The sequence below is a fragment of the Micromonospora ureilytica genome (assembly GCF_015751765.1).
GTDB classification, from domain to species: domain Bacteria; phylum Actinomycetota; class Actinomycetes; order Mycobacteriales; family Micromonosporaceae; genus Micromonospora; species Micromonospora ureilytica.
Genome location: NZ_JADOTX010000001.1, coordinates 1849701 through 1865626 on the forward strand (window position 1 = coordinate 1849701; position 15926 = coordinate 1865626).

The 15926-nt window shown below is 71.9% G+C and carries 18 protein-coding genes; 10 read left to right on the forward strand and 8 right to left on the reverse strand.

Annotated features, from left to right (window positions below; all coding sequences use genetic code 11):
- Positions 1–20 precede the first annotated feature (20 nt).
- The 4 genes from urtB to urtE are packed head-to-tail and all read left to right on the forward strand — an operon-like array spanning position 21 to position 3617.
- Complete coding sequence (gene urtB / locus IW248_RS08080) at positions 21–908, forward strand: urea ABC transporter permease subunit UrtB (protein WP_124815607.1); 888 nt, start codon at positions 21–23, stop codon at positions 906–908.
- Positions 905–2095, forward strand: coding sequence for an urea ABC transporter permease subunit UrtC (gene urtC / locus IW248_RS08085; protein WP_196926393.1), 1191 nt, complete (start codon positions 905–907; stop codon positions 2093–2095). Before urtB ends, urtC begins: the two co-directional genes overlap by 4 nt.
- Positions 2092–2925, forward strand: a complete 834-nt coding sequence (urtD, locus tag IW248_RS08090) for an urea ABC transporter ATP-binding protein UrtD (RefSeq protein WP_231396229.1) — start codon at positions 2092–2094, stop codon at positions 2923–2925. The genes urtC and urtD overlap by 4 nt, the downstream gene beginning before the upstream one ends.
- Positions 2925–3617, forward strand: coding sequence for an urea ABC transporter ATP-binding subunit UrtE (gene urtE, locus IW248_RS08095; RefSeq protein WP_196926394.1), 693 nt, complete (start codon positions 2925–2927; stop codon positions 3615–3617). Before urtD ends, urtE begins: the two co-directional genes overlap by 1 nt.
- A gap of 12 nt (positions 3618–3629) precedes the next feature.
- Here the strand turns inward: urtE and IW248_RS08100 are convergent, their stop codons facing one another.
- Positions 3630–4664 carry a LacI family DNA-binding transcriptional regulator gene (locus tag IW248_RS08100; RefSeq protein ID WP_196926395.1) on the reverse strand — a complete coding sequence of 345 codons (1035 nt, stop codon included), beginning with the start codon at positions 4662–4664 and terminating at the stop codon, positions 3630–3632.
- A gap of 133 nt (positions 4665–4797) precedes the next feature.
- Between IW248_RS08100 and IW248_RS08105 the strand changes: the two genes are divergently transcribed.
- Both IW248_RS08105 and IW248_RS08110 read left to right on the forward strand, forming a co-directional pair.
- Complete coding sequence (locus IW248_RS08105) at positions 4798–5745, forward strand: LamG-like jellyroll fold domain-containing protein (RefSeq protein ID WP_196926396.1); 948 nt, start codon at positions 4798–4800, stop codon at positions 5743–5745.
- Between the two features lie 37 nt (positions 5746–5782).
- Complete coding sequence (locus IW248_RS08110; RefSeq protein WP_196926397.1) at positions 5783–7894, forward strand: PQQ-dependent sugar dehydrogenase; 2112 nt, start codon at positions 5783–5785, stop codon at positions 7892–7894.
- Here IW248_RS08110 and IW248_RS08115 read toward each other — a convergent pair.
- The 3 genes from IW248_RS08115 to trpB all read right to left on the reverse strand — a co-directional run bounded on the left by IW248_RS08115 (position 7891) and on the right by trpB (position 10585).
- Entirely contained in the window at positions 7891–8622 is a 732-nt protein-coding gene (locus IW248_RS08115) for a GntR family transcriptional regulator (RefSeq protein ID WP_196926398.1), read from the reverse strand. The two genes, IW248_RS08110 and IW248_RS08115, sit on opposite strands and share 4 nt — an antisense overlap.
- 62 nt (positions 8623–8684) lie before the next feature.
- Complete coding sequence (trpA, locus tag IW248_RS08120; protein WP_196926399.1) at positions 8685–9407, reverse strand: tryptophan synthase subunit alpha; 723 nt, start codon at positions 9405–9407, stop codon at positions 8685–8687.
- The gene (gene trpB, locus IW248_RS08125) at positions 9404–10585 is read right to left on the reverse strand and encodes a tryptophan synthase subunit beta (protein ID WP_196926400.1); all 1182 of its coding nucleotides are present in this window, start codon (positions 10583–10585) and stop codon (positions 9404–9406) included. Before trpB ends, trpA begins: the two co-directional genes overlap by 4 nt.
- Before the next feature lie 104 nt (positions 10586–10689).
- Between trpB and IW248_RS08130 the strand changes: the two genes are divergently transcribed.
- Together IW248_RS08130 and IW248_RS08135 are read left to right on the forward strand one after the other, a co-directional pair.
- A complete protein-coding gene (locus IW248_RS08130; RefSeq protein ID WP_196926401.1) occupies positions 10690–11160 on the forward strand; it encodes a molybdenum cofactor biosysynthesis protein in 471 nt (156 codons plus the stop codon).
- Positions 11161–11323: 163 nt separating this feature from the next.
- Positions 11324–11851, forward strand: coding sequence for an SUKH-4 family immunity protein (locus IW248_RS08135; protein WP_196926402.1), 528 nt, complete (start codon positions 11324–11326; stop codon positions 11849–11851).
- 1 nt (position 11852) lies between these two features.
- Here IW248_RS08135 and IW248_RS08140 read toward each other — a convergent pair whose 3' ends face one another.
- The 4 genes from IW248_RS08140 to IW248_RS08155 all read right to left on the reverse strand — a co-directional run bounded on the left by IW248_RS08140 (position 11853) and on the right by IW248_RS08155 (position 14216).
- The gene (locus tag IW248_RS08140; protein WP_196926403.1) at positions 11853–12230 is read right to left on the reverse strand and encodes a nuclear transport factor 2 family protein; all 378 of its coding nucleotides are present in this window, start codon (positions 12228–12230) and stop codon (positions 11853–11855) included.
- Between the two features lie 105 nt (positions 12231–12335).
- A complete protein-coding gene (locus IW248_RS08145) occupies positions 12336–12755 on the reverse strand; it encodes an ATP-binding protein (RefSeq protein WP_196926404.1) in 420 nt (139 codons plus the stop codon).
- A 257-nt stretch (positions 12756–13012) separates the two neighbouring features.
- Positions 13013–13849: an oxidoreductase gene (locus IW248_RS08150; protein ID WP_196926405.1), complete on the reverse strand. Its 837-nt coding sequence runs from the start codon at positions 13847–13849 to the stop codon at positions 13013–13015.
- Positions 13850–13883: 34 nt separating this feature from the next.
- Positions 13884–14216 (reverse strand): nuclear transport factor 2 family protein, encoded by a 333-nt coding sequence (locus tag IW248_RS08155; protein WP_124815630.1) that lies wholly within the window; start codon positions 14214–14216, stop codon positions 13884–13886.
- A gap of 180 nt (positions 14217–14396) precedes the next feature.
- Here IW248_RS08155 and IW248_RS08160 point away from each other — a divergent pair, with 180 nt between their 5' ends.
- Together IW248_RS08160 and IW248_RS08165 are read left to right on the forward strand one after the other, a co-directional pair.
- The gene (locus IW248_RS08160; RefSeq protein ID WP_124815632.1) at positions 14397–14783 is read left to right on the forward strand and encodes a DUF2267 domain-containing protein; all 387 of its coding nucleotides are present in this window, start codon (positions 14397–14399) and stop codon (positions 14781–14783) included.
- 168 nt (positions 14784–14951) lie between these two features.
- On the forward strand, positions 14952–15911 hold the full coding sequence (locus IW248_RS08165) for a hypothetical protein (RefSeq protein ID WP_231396888.1): 960 nt from the start codon (positions 14952–14954) through the stop codon (positions 15909–15911).
- Positions 15912–15926 lie beyond the last annotated feature (15 nt).

Consider the following 15926-nt stretch of genomic DNA (forward strand, 5'->3'; position numbering starts at 1 on the left):
AGCAGTTCGGAGTACCCACCGTGACAGTCCTCTTCGGTCAACTCTTCACCGGCATCAGCATCGGCGCGGTGCTGCTGCTCATCGCGCTCGGCCTCGCGCTGACCTTCGGCCAGATGAACGTGATCAACATGGCGCACGGTGAGTTCATCATGGCCGGCGCGTACACCACCTACGTTCTGCAGCAGAGCATCACCGGCGCCGGCCTGTCGCTGGCGGTCGCGCTGCCGGTGGCGTTCGTGGTCGCCGGCACGATGGGCGTCCTGCTGGAGGTGCTGCTCATCCGCCGGCTCTACGCCCGGCCGCTGGACACCCTGCTGGTCACCTGGGGTGTGTCACTGATGCTGCAGCAACTGGCGCGGGACATCTTCGGCAGCCCGAACGTGCAGACCCGCGCGCCCGAGCTGCTGACCGGCAACGTGGCGCTGCCCGGCGGGCTGACCATCGCCAACAACCGGCTGTTCATCCTGGCACTGGCGCTGGCCGCCGTGGCGGCGCTCACCCTGGCGCTGCGACTCACCCCGCTCGGACGTCGGATCCGCGCGGTGGTGCAGAACCGCGACCTCGCCGCCGTGTCCGGCATCGCCACCTCCCGGGTCGACCGGACGACCTTCTTCCTCGGCTCCGGCCTGGCCGGGCTCGCCGGGGTGGCACTCACCCTGCTCGGTCCGATCGGCCCGACCATGGGCACCAACCTGATCATCGACGCCTTCCTGGTCGTCGTGGTCGGTGGGATCGGCCAGCTCAAGGGCAGCGTGATCGTCGCCTTCGCCCTCGGCGTGCTCCAGGCCACCGGGGAGTACCTGACCACCCTTAGCGTCGCCAAGGTGATCGTGTTCGTGGCGATCGTCGCGTTCCTTCAGTGGCGGCCACAGGGCCTGTTCACCCTGCGGACCAGGAGCCTCGCATGACCGCCGTGACCCCCGCGCCGCCGGACACCGCCGTGCGCCCGGCACCCGTTGACCCCGTACCACCGGGCCGGCCCGCCGGCCGCTCGCGGCTGCGGACGGCGGCCGGCTTCGCCTTCGGCGCGGCGCTGCTGTTCGCCGTCGCGCCGCTGGTGCTGTCGGACTTCCGGCTGGCCCTGCTCGCCAAGTACCTCTGCGTCGCCATGGTCGCGGTCGGCATCGGGATCGCCTGGGGCCGGGGCGGCATGCTCACCCTGGGCCAGGGCGTCTTCTTCGGCCTCGGCGGCTACGCGATGGCAATGCACCTCAAGCTCGCCGACGCGGGCCCGGGTGGAATGCCCGACTTCATGCAGCTGTACGGGCAACTCGACGAGTTGCCCCTGTGGTGGCGGCCGTTCGCCAGCCCGTGGTTCGCGCTGCCCGCCACGGTGCTGCTGCCGATGGTGGTCGCCTTCGGGCTCGGCTCACTGGTCTTCCGTCGGCGGGTCCGCGGCGCGTACTTCGCCATCCTCAGTCAGGCGCTCGCCGCCGCGATGGTGATCCTGCTGATCGGCCAGCAGGGCACCACGGGCGGCACCAACGGCCTCACCGACATCAAGGGCTTCTTCGGCTACAACCTGGACGACCCGGTCAACCAGCGGATGGTGTACTTCATCATCGCCGGGGCGCTGCTGGCGTTGCTCGCGCTGGCCCGTCAGCTCATCCACAGCCGCTACGGCGAGCTGTTGGTGGCGGTCCGCGACGGTGAGGAGCGGGTCCGTTTCCTGGGCTACGACCCGGCGTCGGTCAAGCTGGTGGCGTACGTGGTCGCCGCCGGCATGGCCGGGCTGGCCGGCGCGCTGTTCGTGCCGGCGGTGGGCATCATCTCGCCCGCGCTGATCGGCATCGTCCCGTCGATCGAGTTCGTCATCGGCGTCGCGGTGGGCGGTCGGGCGACCCTGCTCGGGCCGGTGCTCGGCGCGGTGGCGGTGGTCTGGGCGCGTAGCGCCCTCTCCGAGCGTTTCCCGGGCACCTGGACGTACCTGCAGGGGTTGCTCTTCGTGGTCGTGGTGGCGTTCCTTCCCGGCGGCCTGGCGTCGCTGTGGGCGTTGGCCCGCCGCCGTGACGTCGGCGCGCGACCGGAGCGGCGCGGCGGGTGGTTGTCACTGGGCCGGCGACGCGCCGACCGAACGGAGGTGCCGGCGGCATGAGCGAACGCACCGAGCGCAGCGAGGGCCGTGAGCGCATGCCCAGCCAGCACAGCATGAGCGGCGAACGGTTGGACGGGTTGTCCGTCCGCGACGTGCGGGTCAGCTTCGACGGTTTCACAGCCGTCGACGGCGTCTCCCTGGAGGTGCCCGCCGGCGACATCCGGTTCCTGATCGGGCCCAACGGCGCCGGCAAGACCACGCTTGTCGACGCGATCACCGGCCTGGTCCGGGCCACCGGCTCGGTCCGCTTCGGTGACGAGGAACTGCTCGGCCGGCCGGTGCACCGGATCAGCCGGCTGGGCATCGGGCGGACGTTCCAGACGTCCTCGGTCTTCGAGGAGCTGTCGGTGTTGCAGAACCTCGACATCGCGGCGGGCGCCCGACGCAGCTGGGCGACCCTGGCCCGCCGCCGTCGGGGTGTCCCCGACGAGGTCGCCGCCGCACTGGAGACCATCGGTCTGGCCGAGCGGGCCGCGCACCTCGCCGGGACGCTCGCGCACGGCCAGAAGCAGTGGCTGGAGATCGGCATGCTGCTGGTGCAGGACGCCCGGCTGCTGCTGCTGGACGAGCCGGTTGCCGGCATGAGCCACGAGGAACGCGACGCCACCGGCGCCCTGTTGGAGACGGTGAGCAGGGATCGCACTGTCGTCGTGATCGAGCACGACATGGACTTCCTACGTCGGTTCGCGCGCAGCGTCACAGTGCTGCACGCCGGCCGGGTGCTCAGCGAGGGCACTGTGGCGCAGGTCCAGGCGGACCCGCGCGTGCAGGAGGTCTACCTTGGCCACCCGGTCGACGCCGGGTCGGCCCGCACCGGCCTGGAGGCATGATGCTGACGTTGCGCGGGGTGCACGCCGGGTACGGGCGTTCTCGGGTGCTGCACGGGATCGATCTGGCGGTCCCGCCCGACGGGGTGGCCGCCGTGCTCGGGCACAACGGTGCCGGCAAGAGCACCCTGTTGCGGGTCGCGGCCGGGCTGCTGCGCCCGAGCGCCGGCACCGTCGAGCTGGACGGCGAGGATGTCACCCGCGCCGGGCCGCACGAGCGGGTGGCGCGGGGGATGGCGTACGTGCCGCAGGGTCAGCAGTGTTTCCCGCACCTGACCGCCGCGGAGAACCTGCGGCTGGTCGCCGACGGCCGGCGCGACGGTGCGGTGGCCACGGCCGAGGTGCTGGATCTGTTTCCGGCGCTGCGCGCGCTGCTGCGGCGTCGGGCCGGGCTGCTCTCCGGCGGTCAGCGCCAGCAGTTGGCCATTGCCCGCGCCCTGATCACCCGGCCCAGGCTGCTGATGCTCGACGAGCCGACCGAGGGCATCCAGCCGTCGGTGGTCGCGGAGATTCAGGAGCGGATCGTCGAGCTGACCCGGCAGTCCGGGTTCAGTGTGCTGCTCGTCGAGCAGCACCTGGGCTTCGCGCTGCGGGTGGCGGACCGCTACCACGTGCTGGAGTCCGGGCGGGTCACCTCGCACGGCGACGGGGGTGTCACTGCGGAACGGGACGTCCGGGCGGCCCTGGCGGTCTGATCGGCGCGTCGGTCAGGTCCTCGGCGCGGGCCCGGTCGAGTCGCGCACGACCAGCACCTGCCCGGTGGGCCGGCGGCGGGGGCGTGTCGTGCGCGGCTTGAGCGCGAGGGTGAGTGCCGTGCGGCCCATCTCGGTCATCGGCAGGCGGATGGTGGTGAGGCTGGGTGCGAGGTCGGCCGCCACCGAGACGTCGTCGAAGCCGACGACTGACATCCGCGCGGGCACCGGCACGCGGCGCGACCGCAGCGTCGACAGCACGCCCATGGCCATCGCGTCGTTGAGCGCGATGATCGCCGTGGTCTCGGGGTGCTCGTTGAGGATCTGCTCGGCGGCGGCGCGGCCACCGCCGCGCGTGAAGTCGCTGTGCACCACTGCGAGGTCGGCGGGGGACCGCCCGCGCTGCCGCAGGGCCGACGACACTCCGGCCAGCCGGTCGGCGACAGTGGTGAGGCCGGCGCTGCCGGCGGCTACCGCGATCCGCCGGTGGCCGAGGTCCATCAGGTGCTGGGCGAGCGCGTGGCCGCCGGCCTCGTTGTCCGGCAGGACGGCGTCGACGCCGAGCGCGTGCCGTCCGATGGCCGCGGCCCGTCCGCCGTGGTCCTGGAACGCGGCCAGCTCGGCGCGGGCCGCGCTCTCCATCCGTGGGTCGTCGTAGCCGGAGCCGCTGATCAGCACGATGCCGACCCGCTGGGCGATCAGGTGGCGCAGTTGTTGCAGCTCGTAGCCGGGGTCGCGGCCGGACTGGCAGATCTGCACGAGCAGCCCCTGCTCGGCGGCGAGCTGGATGACCCCGGCGGCGATCTCGGAGAAGTACGGGTCGTCGACCTGATGGACGATCAACCCCACAGTGGAGGTCGCCCCGCTGGCCAGGGTGCGGGCGTACGGGTTGGCCACGTAGCCCAGCTCACTGGCGATCTGCCGGATCCGATCGGCCACCTCGGCGCTGACCCCCTCGCGGCCGGCGAGGGCGCGGGAGGCGGTCGCCAGCGAGACGGCGGCGTGTTCGGCGACGTCCACGAGGCGCGGCCGTTGGCTGGCCCTGGGCATCCGCAACCCTCCGGAAACATTCATGTCACCCGATCTATTGCGAGTGGCATTCATCGAAGCCTAGGGTACGTAAGCGCTTTCGTAAGCGCTTACGTGACCGGCATCCGGCATGCCGCGAAACGAGGTGACAGCCATGTCCAGGGCCCGACGAGCGGCCGTCTCACTCCTGGCGATCGGCGCACTGACCGGCGCCGGCACGCCACCGGCGCAGGCGGATCGCGGCATCTCGCCCGACGTCCACCCGGCGCTGCGCGCGCACCTGGTCGCCGCGTACGACTTCGACCATCCGGTGCCCGGCGACCCCGCCCTGGAACGTGACCAGGGGCGCTCCGGCACCGAGATCGAGCTGATCAACGGTGGTGCCGCCATGCGGGTGCCGGACCACGCCTACCGGGGCAGCCGCAACGCCGTGCAGACCCGGCAGGTCGCTCCCGCCGTCGCCGGCAACGACGACTGGAAGGCCGGCACCTGGTCGGCCAGCGGGGTGCGGACGCTGCGCGCGTTCAGCGCCACCGCGGGCACCACGGTCATGGGCTGGTTCAAGCTGAACATGGACAGCCCGTTGCCCAACTCCACCACCGCCGACCCGGACGACAGGTACAACGCGATCGGGCTGGCCGGGGTGCTGACCGGCGACTCCGACGGCCACGGCGTCCGCGCCCTGCTGGAGCTGATCGACGTCGACGGGGAGTTGCGCCTCGTCGCGCTCGGCCGACGGCTCGACGGTGGCAACTCACAGACCTTCGCCGCCACCCGGGACTGGCGTGAGCTGCTGCCGGTGGGGGAGTGGGTGCACCTGGCCGCCACCTTCGACTTCGACACCGGCGCGCTGGCCCTCTACCGCAACGGCGAACCGGTGGACGGCTTCTACACCCGCACCGACGACCCGTGGCTGGTGTCCGGGCCCGGCCCGCACGTGACCACCGCGTCCGACCCCCGGGGCATCAAGATCGGCGGCAGCTTTCCCCAGGACAGCCTCGAACGCAACCCGTGCGACTGCCGCATGGACGGCCTGATGTTCCTCGACAGTGTGGTCTCCGCGAACGACGTGCGGAGGCAGTACCGCCACCTTGCCCGCTGACCACCCTCGGCACCGTCCCACCGAGAAGGAGACACGCGTGCGCACCCTGCACCGCCGCGCCGGCACACGCCGCCGGCCCACAGTGAGGGCCGGCCTCACCGCCCTCGTGCTGATCCTGTCCACACTGGTCGCCACGCCCGCGCGGGCCGCCGACGCGGTCGACGACCCGATTCCCGACATGCCGGTCCAGTCCCGACTGGGGCTGGTCCTCAGCGAGTACGCCAGCTTCCCGCAGTCGTACCCCACACCCGCGCCGACCGATGCGCGGCTCATGCGTACCGCCCGGATCAACACCATCATGGAGGTGCCCGACGGCTCCGGCCGGCGGGCGGTGCCCGACCTCAACGGCAGCCTCTACCTGGTCGAGGGCGGCGTGCCGCACGTCTACCTGGACGTGGCGGCGACGTTCGCGCCCCGGTTCTTCTCCGGTCGTGGGCTCGGCCAGGGCTTCGGGTACGTCGCGTTCCACCCGGAGTTCGGGGTGAACGGCAGGTTCTACACCATCCACACCGAGTTGGCGTCGACGACGACCGCCACACCTGACTACGCCCAGCCCAACACGCTCTTCCACGGCGTCATCACCGAGTGGACGGCTACCGATCCGGCCGCCGCCACCTTCGCCGGCACGCACCGCGAGGTGCTGCGCATCGGCTTCGGCGGCCAGGTGCACGGCATCCAGGAGATCAACTTCAACCCCACGGCCAAGCGCCACGACCGCGACTACGGCCTGCTGTACCTCGCCGTCGGCGACGGCGGCCAGGGCGCGCGCAACACCGACCCGCAGAACCTGGCCCTGCCCCACGGCAAGCTGCTGCGGATCGACCCCCGGGGCACCAACTCCGCGAACGGGCGCTACGGCATCCCGCCCGCGAACCCCTTCGTCGGTCAGGCCGGCGCGCTCGGCGAGCTCTACGCCGTGGGTTTCCGCGACCCGCACCGGTTCAGCTGGGACCGGGCGACCGGCCGGATGTACCTCGGGCACATCGGTGAACACGCGGTCGAGGCGATCTACGAGGTCCGCGCCGGAGACAACTTCGGCTGGAGCGAGCGCGAGGGCTCGTTCGTCTTCGACAAGACGGCCACGAACCCCTGCGACCGGCTGCTCCCGCTGCCCGCCGACGACGACAGGTACGGCTACACCTACCCGGTCGCCGCGTACGACCACGACCCCGCCGCCGGTTGGAACTGCACCGACGACGTCGGTGTCGCGGTGGCCGGCGGTTTCGTCTACCGGGGGCGGGCGCTGCCCGCGCTACGCGGCAAGTACGTCTTCGGTGACCTGGTCGACGGGCGGGTGCTCTACACCGAGGCCGACGAGATGCGCCGGGGGCGGGGTCTGGCCACGATCCACCAGCTCGCGCTCTTCGACACGGCGGGTGCCCCGGTCCGGATGCGCGACCTGTCCGCCCCGGGCGCGCCCGGCGACCCCAGCCGGGTGGACCTGCGTTTCGGCACCGACGCCGCCGGTGAGCTCTACGTCGTCGCGAAGGCCAACGGAAAGGTGTGGAAGGTGACCGGCACCAGGGAGTTCGCCAGCGGCGACGTCGGGGACGTCACACTGCGCCGCACCGCCGGGGCCTCCCACTGGGCGCCGGTGACGCCGGCGAAGTGGCAGTTCACCGGCGACCAGGTCGTCCTGGCCGAGGCCGGGGAGAGCCGGCCGGGTCCGCGCCGGCCCTTCGAGTACGCGGTGCTGACCAACGGCCCGGCGTGGTCGTCGGTGCGGATCGACGCCCAGGTACGCCTCGACACACCGGTGGAGATCACCAACCGGGACGTCATCATCGTCTTCGGCTGGCGCTCGGACACCGAGTTCTACTACGCCCACCTCTCCACCGACAACACCATCTATCCGCACAACGGCATCTTCAAGGTCAACAACGCCGACCGGGAGCGCATCGACCACCAGTGGAACGGCAGGTCCCGGGGCGCCAACCCGGCGATCACCGACGCCAGGTGGCACCGCGTCCGGGTGGTGCACCTACCGGCCACCGGTGAGATCGCCGTCTATGTCGACGGGCACCGTGACCCGCTGCTGACCGCGAAGGACAGCACGTTCGGCTCGGGACGGGTCGGCTTCGGCTCGTTCGACAACGTGGGTCGACTGCGCAACCTGACCGTCACCGGCACGCCGGCCCCCACCGGTTAGACGGCTCCGTACTGGAGGGACAGCCCGGTGGCGGCCCGGTCGGCGGTGATCTGCAGCATGCTCCCCAGCATCGTCGCCCGGTCCGTCACCAGGGCCGTCCCGTCGGGCGCGTACGTGATCCGGTCGCTGACCAGCACCGGCGCTCCCTCGGCCTCGTCCAGATGCCGGGCCACGTCCGCACTCAGCACGTCCGGCCGGATCGTCTCCGCGGCCCGGGCCACCACCACCCCCAGGTCGGCCAGGGCCGCGTACAACGACGTGCCGGTGAAGTCCACGTCGTGCAATCGGTTCGCGTGCGGCTCGCGTACCCAGGAGATCTGGTGAATGGCGCGGCGACCGGCGAACGCGCGGACCCGCTCCAGGCGCAGGCCCGTCTCGGCCTCGCGGACCCGCAGCCGGGCCGCGACCCGCGAGGGCACGCGGCGCTGCGCCCGCGAGATCACCGTCGTGTGGACCTCGTGGCCCTGCTCGCGCAGGTCATCGCCGAAGCTCCGCAACGATCCCAGCTGGTACGCCGCGTGGGGCGGTGCGACAAACGTGCCCTTGCCGGGCTGCTGGACGATCAGCCCCTCGGCGCTCAGTTCGCGCAGGGCCTGCCGCAGTGTCATCAGCGTGACGCCGTACGCCGTGCTCAGCTCGCGTTGTGCGGGCAGTGCCTCGCCCGGCACGTAGTGACCGTCGCGGATCTTGGCGGCGAGGTCGGCGGCGATGGCCCGATAGCGTGCCACGGCCACTGGTCTGCCTCCCGCTGCGTCGACTGTTCGCGCCCGTCGTCGACGGCCACCGCCGATCATCGCACGGGGGCGACCAGAGACAGGGCGGCCCGCAGCGACGCCACGAAGGCGCCGACCTCGGCGGGACTCGCCCCGTCGAGGATGCGCCGCATGACGGCCGCGCCGACGATGACCCCGTCGGCGACCGCCGCCGCCTCGCCCGCCTGCTCCGGGGTGGAGATGCCGAAGCCCAGCAGCACGGGTAGGTCGGTGACCTGCTTGAGCCGGGCGGCCAGCGTGACGGCCGACGGTGCGAGACGGTCGCGTTCGCCGGTCGTGCCCATGACCGAGATGGCGTACACGAAACCCTGGCTGCGTCGGCCGATCTCGGCGAGCCGGACGTCCGGCGTGGCGGGCGAGGCCAGCAGACTCACCTGGACGCCCGGCACGTCCAGCCCGGCCAGCTCGTCGAGGGGCAGGTCGGGCACGATCAACCCGGTCACCCCGGCCGCCGTCAGCGCGTCACCGAACCCGGGCCGCAGCGCGATGTTGGCGTACGTGCTGGCGACGAGGGGGATACCTGTCCGCACGTCGGCGAGGTCCTGCAGGACCGAGGCGGGCGTGGTGCCTCGGGCCAGCGCCGCGTCCGAGGACTCCTGGATGGTGGGACCGTCCACAGTGGGATCGGAGAACGGCAGCCCAACCTCGATCAGGTCGGCTCCGGCGTGCTCGAAGGCGCTCAGGTACGCCGTCCAGCCCGGCACGACCCCGCCGGTGATGTAGGGCATCAGCAGCTTCATGCGAGGTCCGCCTCCGCGATCAGGGTGGTGATGTCCTTGTCGCCCCGGCCCGAGAGGGTCACGAGCACTGTCGATCCTCCGGGCAGCTCCGGCGTACCGGCGGCGCGGACGACCCAGGCGACCGCATGGGCCGACTCGATGGCGGGCAGCACGCCCTCCGCCCGCGCGAGCCGGACCGCTGCCGCGATCGCCTCCCCGTCGGAGACGGTGACATACCGGGCGCGCCCCAGATCGCGCAGGTACGCGTGCTCCGGGCCGACGCCGGGGTAGTCCAGCCCGGCCGCGATCGAGTGCGCCTCCTTGATCTGCCCGTGCTCGTCCTGGAGGAACAGCGACTGGAAGCCGTGCAGTACGCCGATCTCCCCGTTCGCCGCGCCGGAGCCGCCCTCGGCTTCCACCCCGACGAGCTTCGCCGATGTCTCGACGAACCCGGCGAACGTGCCCGCCGCGTTGCTGCCGCCGCCGACGCAGGCGACCACGTAGTCGGGGATGGCCGCCGGCAGTTCGGCCGCGCACTGCCGCCGGGCCTCGTCACCGATGACGCGCTGGAACTCGCGGACCATCGTCGGATACGGGTGCGGACCGATGACCGAGCCCACGCAGTAGTACGCCTCGTCGGCGTCTGTCACCCAGTGCCGCATGGCCTCGCTGGTGGCATCCTTCAGCGTGCGGCTGCCGGTGGTCACCGGAACGACCTCGGCGCCCAGCAGCCGCATCCGGAAGACGTTGTGCGCCTGGCGTTCCATGTCGCGCTCGCCCATGAACACCTTCACCGGCAAACCCAGCAGGGCGCCGGCCGTCGCCGTCGCGACGCCGTGCATGCCCGCCCCGGTCTCGGCGATCAGGCGCGTACGCCCCATGCGCCGGGCCAGCAACGCCTGTCCGAGCACGTTATTGATCTTGTGTGATCCCGTGTGCGTCAGGTCTTCCCGCTTCAGCAGCACCGTCACACCGAGTTCGGCCGACAGTCGCAGGGCCGGTGTCAGCGGGGTCGGCCGTCCCGCGTACGCCGACAGCAGCGCGCCGAGGGTGCCGCGGAACCCGGGATCGGCCCACGCCTCCGAGAATGCCTCGGCGACAGCCTCGCAGGCGGGGATCAGGGATTCCGGGACGTATCGCCCGCCGTAGCTCCCGTATCGCCCGGGAACGACTGTCGGCCGCACTGTTATAGAACTCATACGACAGTTATAGAACAGTCTGGCCACCCTGGCAATAGCAGCTTCGCCGCGTCATCCCGTCGACAGGCCCCGCAGGGCACGGTCCGCTTCGTAGAATTCCTGCCATGCCGGAGATCGTCGAGTTGCTGGCCTCGCCCGTGCACCGCTTCCTGGGCCGGCCCGCCGACGGCCCGGCCCCGGCCCCGCCCGGCGAGCTGGTCGACGCCATCCGGATCCGGGCCGGCCTCGGCATCCTCGGCGACAGGTACTTCGGCCAACAGGCACACCGCGACGCCAGCGTCACAGTCATCGCCCAGGAGTCGCTGCCGGTCGGCATCGGCCTGGCCGAGGTGCGGCGCAACATCCTCACCACGGGAATCGCCGTGGACGAGTTGATCGGCAGAGTGCTGGTGCTGGACTCCGGCGACGGCCCGGTCAGGCTGCGAGTCAACCGGGCGGCCCGGCCCTGCGCCTGGATGGACGTCACCGTCGGCCCGGGGGCGTGGAAGGCGCTACGCACCACCGGCGGCATCCGCTGCACACCCCTCAACGACGGCACCCTGCGCGTCGGCCCGATCGACGCCCTCGTCAACTGAGGAAAGGGCTCGACGCCGGCGCTGCGAACCCGGCTGGCGGATTCGGCGAGGTGACGCCCCGACGGGCCGCTGCGTGGTAGAACCAATCCGCGCATCGGCTCGCAGGTCTCCGGGCAGCCGGGGGCATTGCCGGACGGGACCTCATCCGAACAGAGGTGATGCAGTGAACCTCGAGCTGCGGCAGCTCATCGAGGAGCTGCGCGCTGATCTGGCCGATCGGCCGGAGAGCCTGGCGTACGCCGAGTTCGGCGAGGGGGCGGCCATCGATGCCGTACCGGCAGGGCTCCCGGCCGACCTGCGGGATCTCCTACTGGTGGCCGACGGGCTGCGCGCGGGTCGGGTCGAGCTGGCGTCCTCGTCGACCCTTCCCGGGATCCAGTACCACCTGGACTTCGCTCCGGACTTCTCGTCCATCCCACAGGACCGGGCGGGCTGGCTGGTGGTCGGCACCCGCAGCGACGAGCCGATCCTCATGGATCGTGGCACGGGAGCGATCTGGTACTTCCCGCCGAACGGCACCGAGTGGTTCATGGCCGACGCGTTCGAGGAGCTCGCCCCCGACGTGGAATCCTTCGTGGACTACTACCTGCTCGGGCCGGGCTACGCCGACCTGACCCCCGCCGACGACAGATGGTTCGCGTTCCTCGACGAGCAGGGCCTGCTCGACGAGGACGACGAGGATGGGAGCTGAGTCAGACCGGGCTGATGTGCGCGGCCAGGATCCGCCAACCGTGCCGGTCGTCGTGCACCCACGTCCGGGTGTAGCGCAGCCGCGCCGTGAACGGCGCCCCCTCGGCGACGCCGGACACCCGGCCCAGGAAGAACGTCACCCCCGTCGTGCCGACGACGAGCAGGTCCAGTTCCTCCTCCACCAACTCCTGGACGACCAGGCGGCGGTCCCGGTGGGTGGCCAGGTCATCCTGCTTGCTGTGCGTACGCCCATCCGGACCGATGGCGATCAGCTGGTCGACCAGCAGCTGATCGAGGGCGGCGACGTCGCCGGCCAGTTGGGCGGCCTGCAGGGTGCGCTCGGCGTCGAGCAGCTCAGCCTCGCGTGCGCTGTCCGGCATCGTGGCATCCTCCCGTTCGGGTCCGACCCGGTGTCACAGTCGGTCCGGGCTGTCCGCATTGTGACAGCCAACGTGGCCTGGGCGGGCGGGGATCGCCGCCGACGTTCACAGACTAAGGCGAATCCGTACGACGGTCTCACCGGGGCCGGTGAGCACGGCGACGTCGTCACAGATCTGCTCCACGATCGCCAGCCCGCGACCCCGCACCGAGTCCGTGGCCGGCATGCTCCGGCCGAGCGCCCGTGTCGGCCCGTGGTCGACCACGTCGCAGAACAGCTGGCCGGGCTCGGCCCAGAGCCGGACCCAACCGCCGCCGGTGGTGTGCTGCAACGTGTTGGTGGCCAACTCGCTGACCGCCAGCGTCAACAGCTCCACCCGCTCGCGCGACAGGCCGCGTGCCAGCGCCCCGGCGCTGACGAACGCGCGCAGCGCTCGTACGTCGGTCGCGACCTGATACGCCATGGTGTCCGCGGCGTGCGTGCGAACACTCTGCTCGACCACGGCCTCCCGTCGCTCGCCCCGCATCAGCCCGCCCGATCGGGCTGCCCGGCCAACGGCACCGCGACCCGCGTGGGTGTCGTGGGCGTTCGAGCCTCGAAGTGCGCCATCGGGCAGCGGCAACCCTTCTCGTAGCGACAGCTGTTGTCGCCACATCATGTCACCCACCGACCCCTTGGCCGTCTCGTCCGTTCGGCGGCTGATCACCTGCGGGCCGGCCCGACCGGCCGCACCGGTCCGGCAGGGCACCCGACCGGCCGCACCGGTCCGGCCGGAGAGTCGAGTCAGGGACCCGCGTCGAAGGCGATCGACTCGCTCAACTCCCGCCACCGCGCGTCGGACGCGGCGAGGGCCTCGGCGGCTGCTCCGGCAGCCGCCACGGCGTCGGCGCCGAGCAGCAGTCGGAGCGGCGGTTCGTCGACCCGGGTGATTCGGATGATCGCCTGGGCGGCGCGGGCCGGATCGCCCGGCTGGGCGCCGCTGGCCTGGCGCAGCCGCTGCACGGCCGGGTCGATGACCGGCCGGTACGGTTCACTGATCGGCAGGGCGCTCATCGACGAGCCGGCCCAGTCGGTGCGCAGCCCGCCCGGCTCGACAGTGGTGATCCGGATCCCGAACGCCTCGACCTCTTTGGCGAGCACCCCGGAGAAGCCGCTGACCGCCCACTTGGCGGACTGGTACGCGCCCAGGCCCGTGCTCGCGACCCGGCTGCCGACACTGGAGATCTGCACGATGTGCCCGCGCCCCTGCTCACGCATCACCGGCAGCGCGGCCCGGGACAGGTTGACCACTCCGAAGAAGTTGGCCTCGATCTGCGCCCGGAAGTCGTCCTCCGACATGTCCTCGATCGCGGCGACGTCGGCGTACCCGGCGTTGTTGACCAGGATGTCCAGCCGTCCGAACGTGTCCACTGCCGTGCGCACGGCGGCGCGGGCGGCGGCGGGGTCGTTGACGTCGAGAGCCACAGCGCGGACCTGGTCACCGTGCCGGTCGACCAGGTCGTCGAGCTGCGCCGGGTTGCGCGCGGTGGCCACCAGGTGGTCGCCGTCGGCCAGGACGGCCTCGGCGAGGGCGCGGCCGAGACCACGCGAACAGCCGGTGATGAGCCAGACTCGCGGCACGGCGTTCCCTTCGGGTAGGTGGACCGACTCGCCGTCAGGGACGGATGTCCAGGGCACCGATCAGCTCGTCGCGCAGGGTGAACCGGTACCGCAGCTCGATCGGGCTGCCGGGAAAGTCGCCGGACACCCGGGTGATGGCCAGATACGAATCGCCCGCCTGCGGTGTGACCCGGACCGGCTCGGCGGTGTACGAGTAGGCGTCCATCGTCTTCTGTCGCCAGGCGCGGATCGAAGCCCGCCCGTCGTACAGCCGATCCTCGTCGGCGACGCTCGCCGTGTCCGCGAAGCAGGCGACGAAGGCGTCCAGATCCCGCTCGTTGACGGCCCGGAAGTACCTGTCGATCACGTCGGGCAGGTCGAGGGCCATCTGCTCCTCCTGCGGCACGGGCCGCCGTCGGGCAGCCGTCGGGTTCCCGGTCCGACCTCACCGTACGAGAAGCGGACGGCACCGCGCCGAGCAACCGGCAGAACCATCCCGCTCCGGCTGCCGGGTTTGCTGCCGGTGGGCCCGGGTAGCCACGCGTTTCCGAAAGCGAAGGGCGGGGGCATGGCCGAGCTGGCGTTCGTCGACAAGGTTGCGGCACGGGCGGGTGTTTCGCCGGAGCAGGCACGCCCACTGACCGAGGCGGTCCTGCGAACCCTCACCGAGCGGCTCAGCGGCGGGGAGGCGGGCGCGATGGCCCCCCACCTGGCCGCCGAGCTGAGCCCGCTGCTGGTCAAGGCCGCCGAGCCGGCGGAAACGTTCGACTACGACGAGTTCCTGCGCCGGGTGGCCGACCGGGCCGGGATCGACCGTCCGGCCGCCGAGCGGGGCACCCGCGCGGTGCTCCAGACGATGCACCGGGTGGTCGGGCACCGGGAGTTCGAGGACGCCCTGGCCCAGCTCCCGGCGGACCTGCGGGCACTGGCGCAGCCCTTGCCGCACGGCCCCTGACCGACGCCCGCCGGACGCCCCGGGTGCCGGTGACCGTTCGGTCCCTGGCGCGCTGCCACGACACCGGATCTACTGTGCGTTACCGATCGAACGCGCAGTGGTGGTGGCTCCGTGCCCGTCCGCCGGGTCGTCGCCGCTCCGATCCGAGGAGCGTCCCCCGTGCCGTCCATGGTGTCCCCGCGTCCCCTGCTGACCGCAGCGACGACAGTCGTCGCGCTGATCACCCTCGCCCCAGCTCCGGCCGCCGCGTCCCCGCACGGCTACCGGGTCGTCGACCTCGGCACCCTGAGCGGAGGCGACGGCGCCGCCACGGCGATGAACGACCGCGGCGACATCGTCGGCTGGAGCACCGTCGCCGGCGGCGCCCGGCACGCCGTGCTCTGGCGCCACGGTGTCATCACCGACCTGGGCGTGCTGCCGGGCGACACGGATTCGGCCGCCGTGGACGTCAACGAGTTCGGCGACGTGGCCATCACCTCCTTCGGCCCGGACTACCTGACCCGCGCGGTGCTCTGGCGCGACGGCCGGCTCCGTGACCTGGGCACCCTGGGCGGGGAGAACAGCGTGGCGATCGGGATCAACGACCGGCGGCAGGTGCTCGGCACCAGCGAACCGGCCGGCGAGATGCCGCACCGCTTCCTGTGGCGCAACGGTGTCTTCACCGACCTGGGCCTGGAGTACTTCTACGAGTTCACCGCCGACTTCAACAACGCGGGCGACGTGGTGGGCGGGTTCAACGTGCCGCCGCAGGACTACCCGTGCACCTGCGTCGGCGGTCTCCTGCGCAACGGCGTCTTCACCCAGATCGGCAGCGAGGCCATCGGGATCAACAACAGGGGCCAGGTGGTGGGCGCGGCGAACGGGCGGGCGTTCCGCTGGCAGAACGGGACACTGACCGACCTCGGCACGCTCGGCGGCGACTGGAGCCGAGCCACCGCGATAAACGACCGGGGCGACGTGGTGGGCCAGAGCACCACCACCGCCGCGTGGCGCCCGTTCCTCTGGCGCAACGGGGTGATGACCGACCTGACCACCCGGGGCGTGGGGGACACCGACTCGATCGAGGACGTCAACATCCGGGGCCAGCTCGTCGGCGCGCGGGGGAACCGGCCGGTGCTGTTCCGCTGAGCGGCGGCCTTTCGC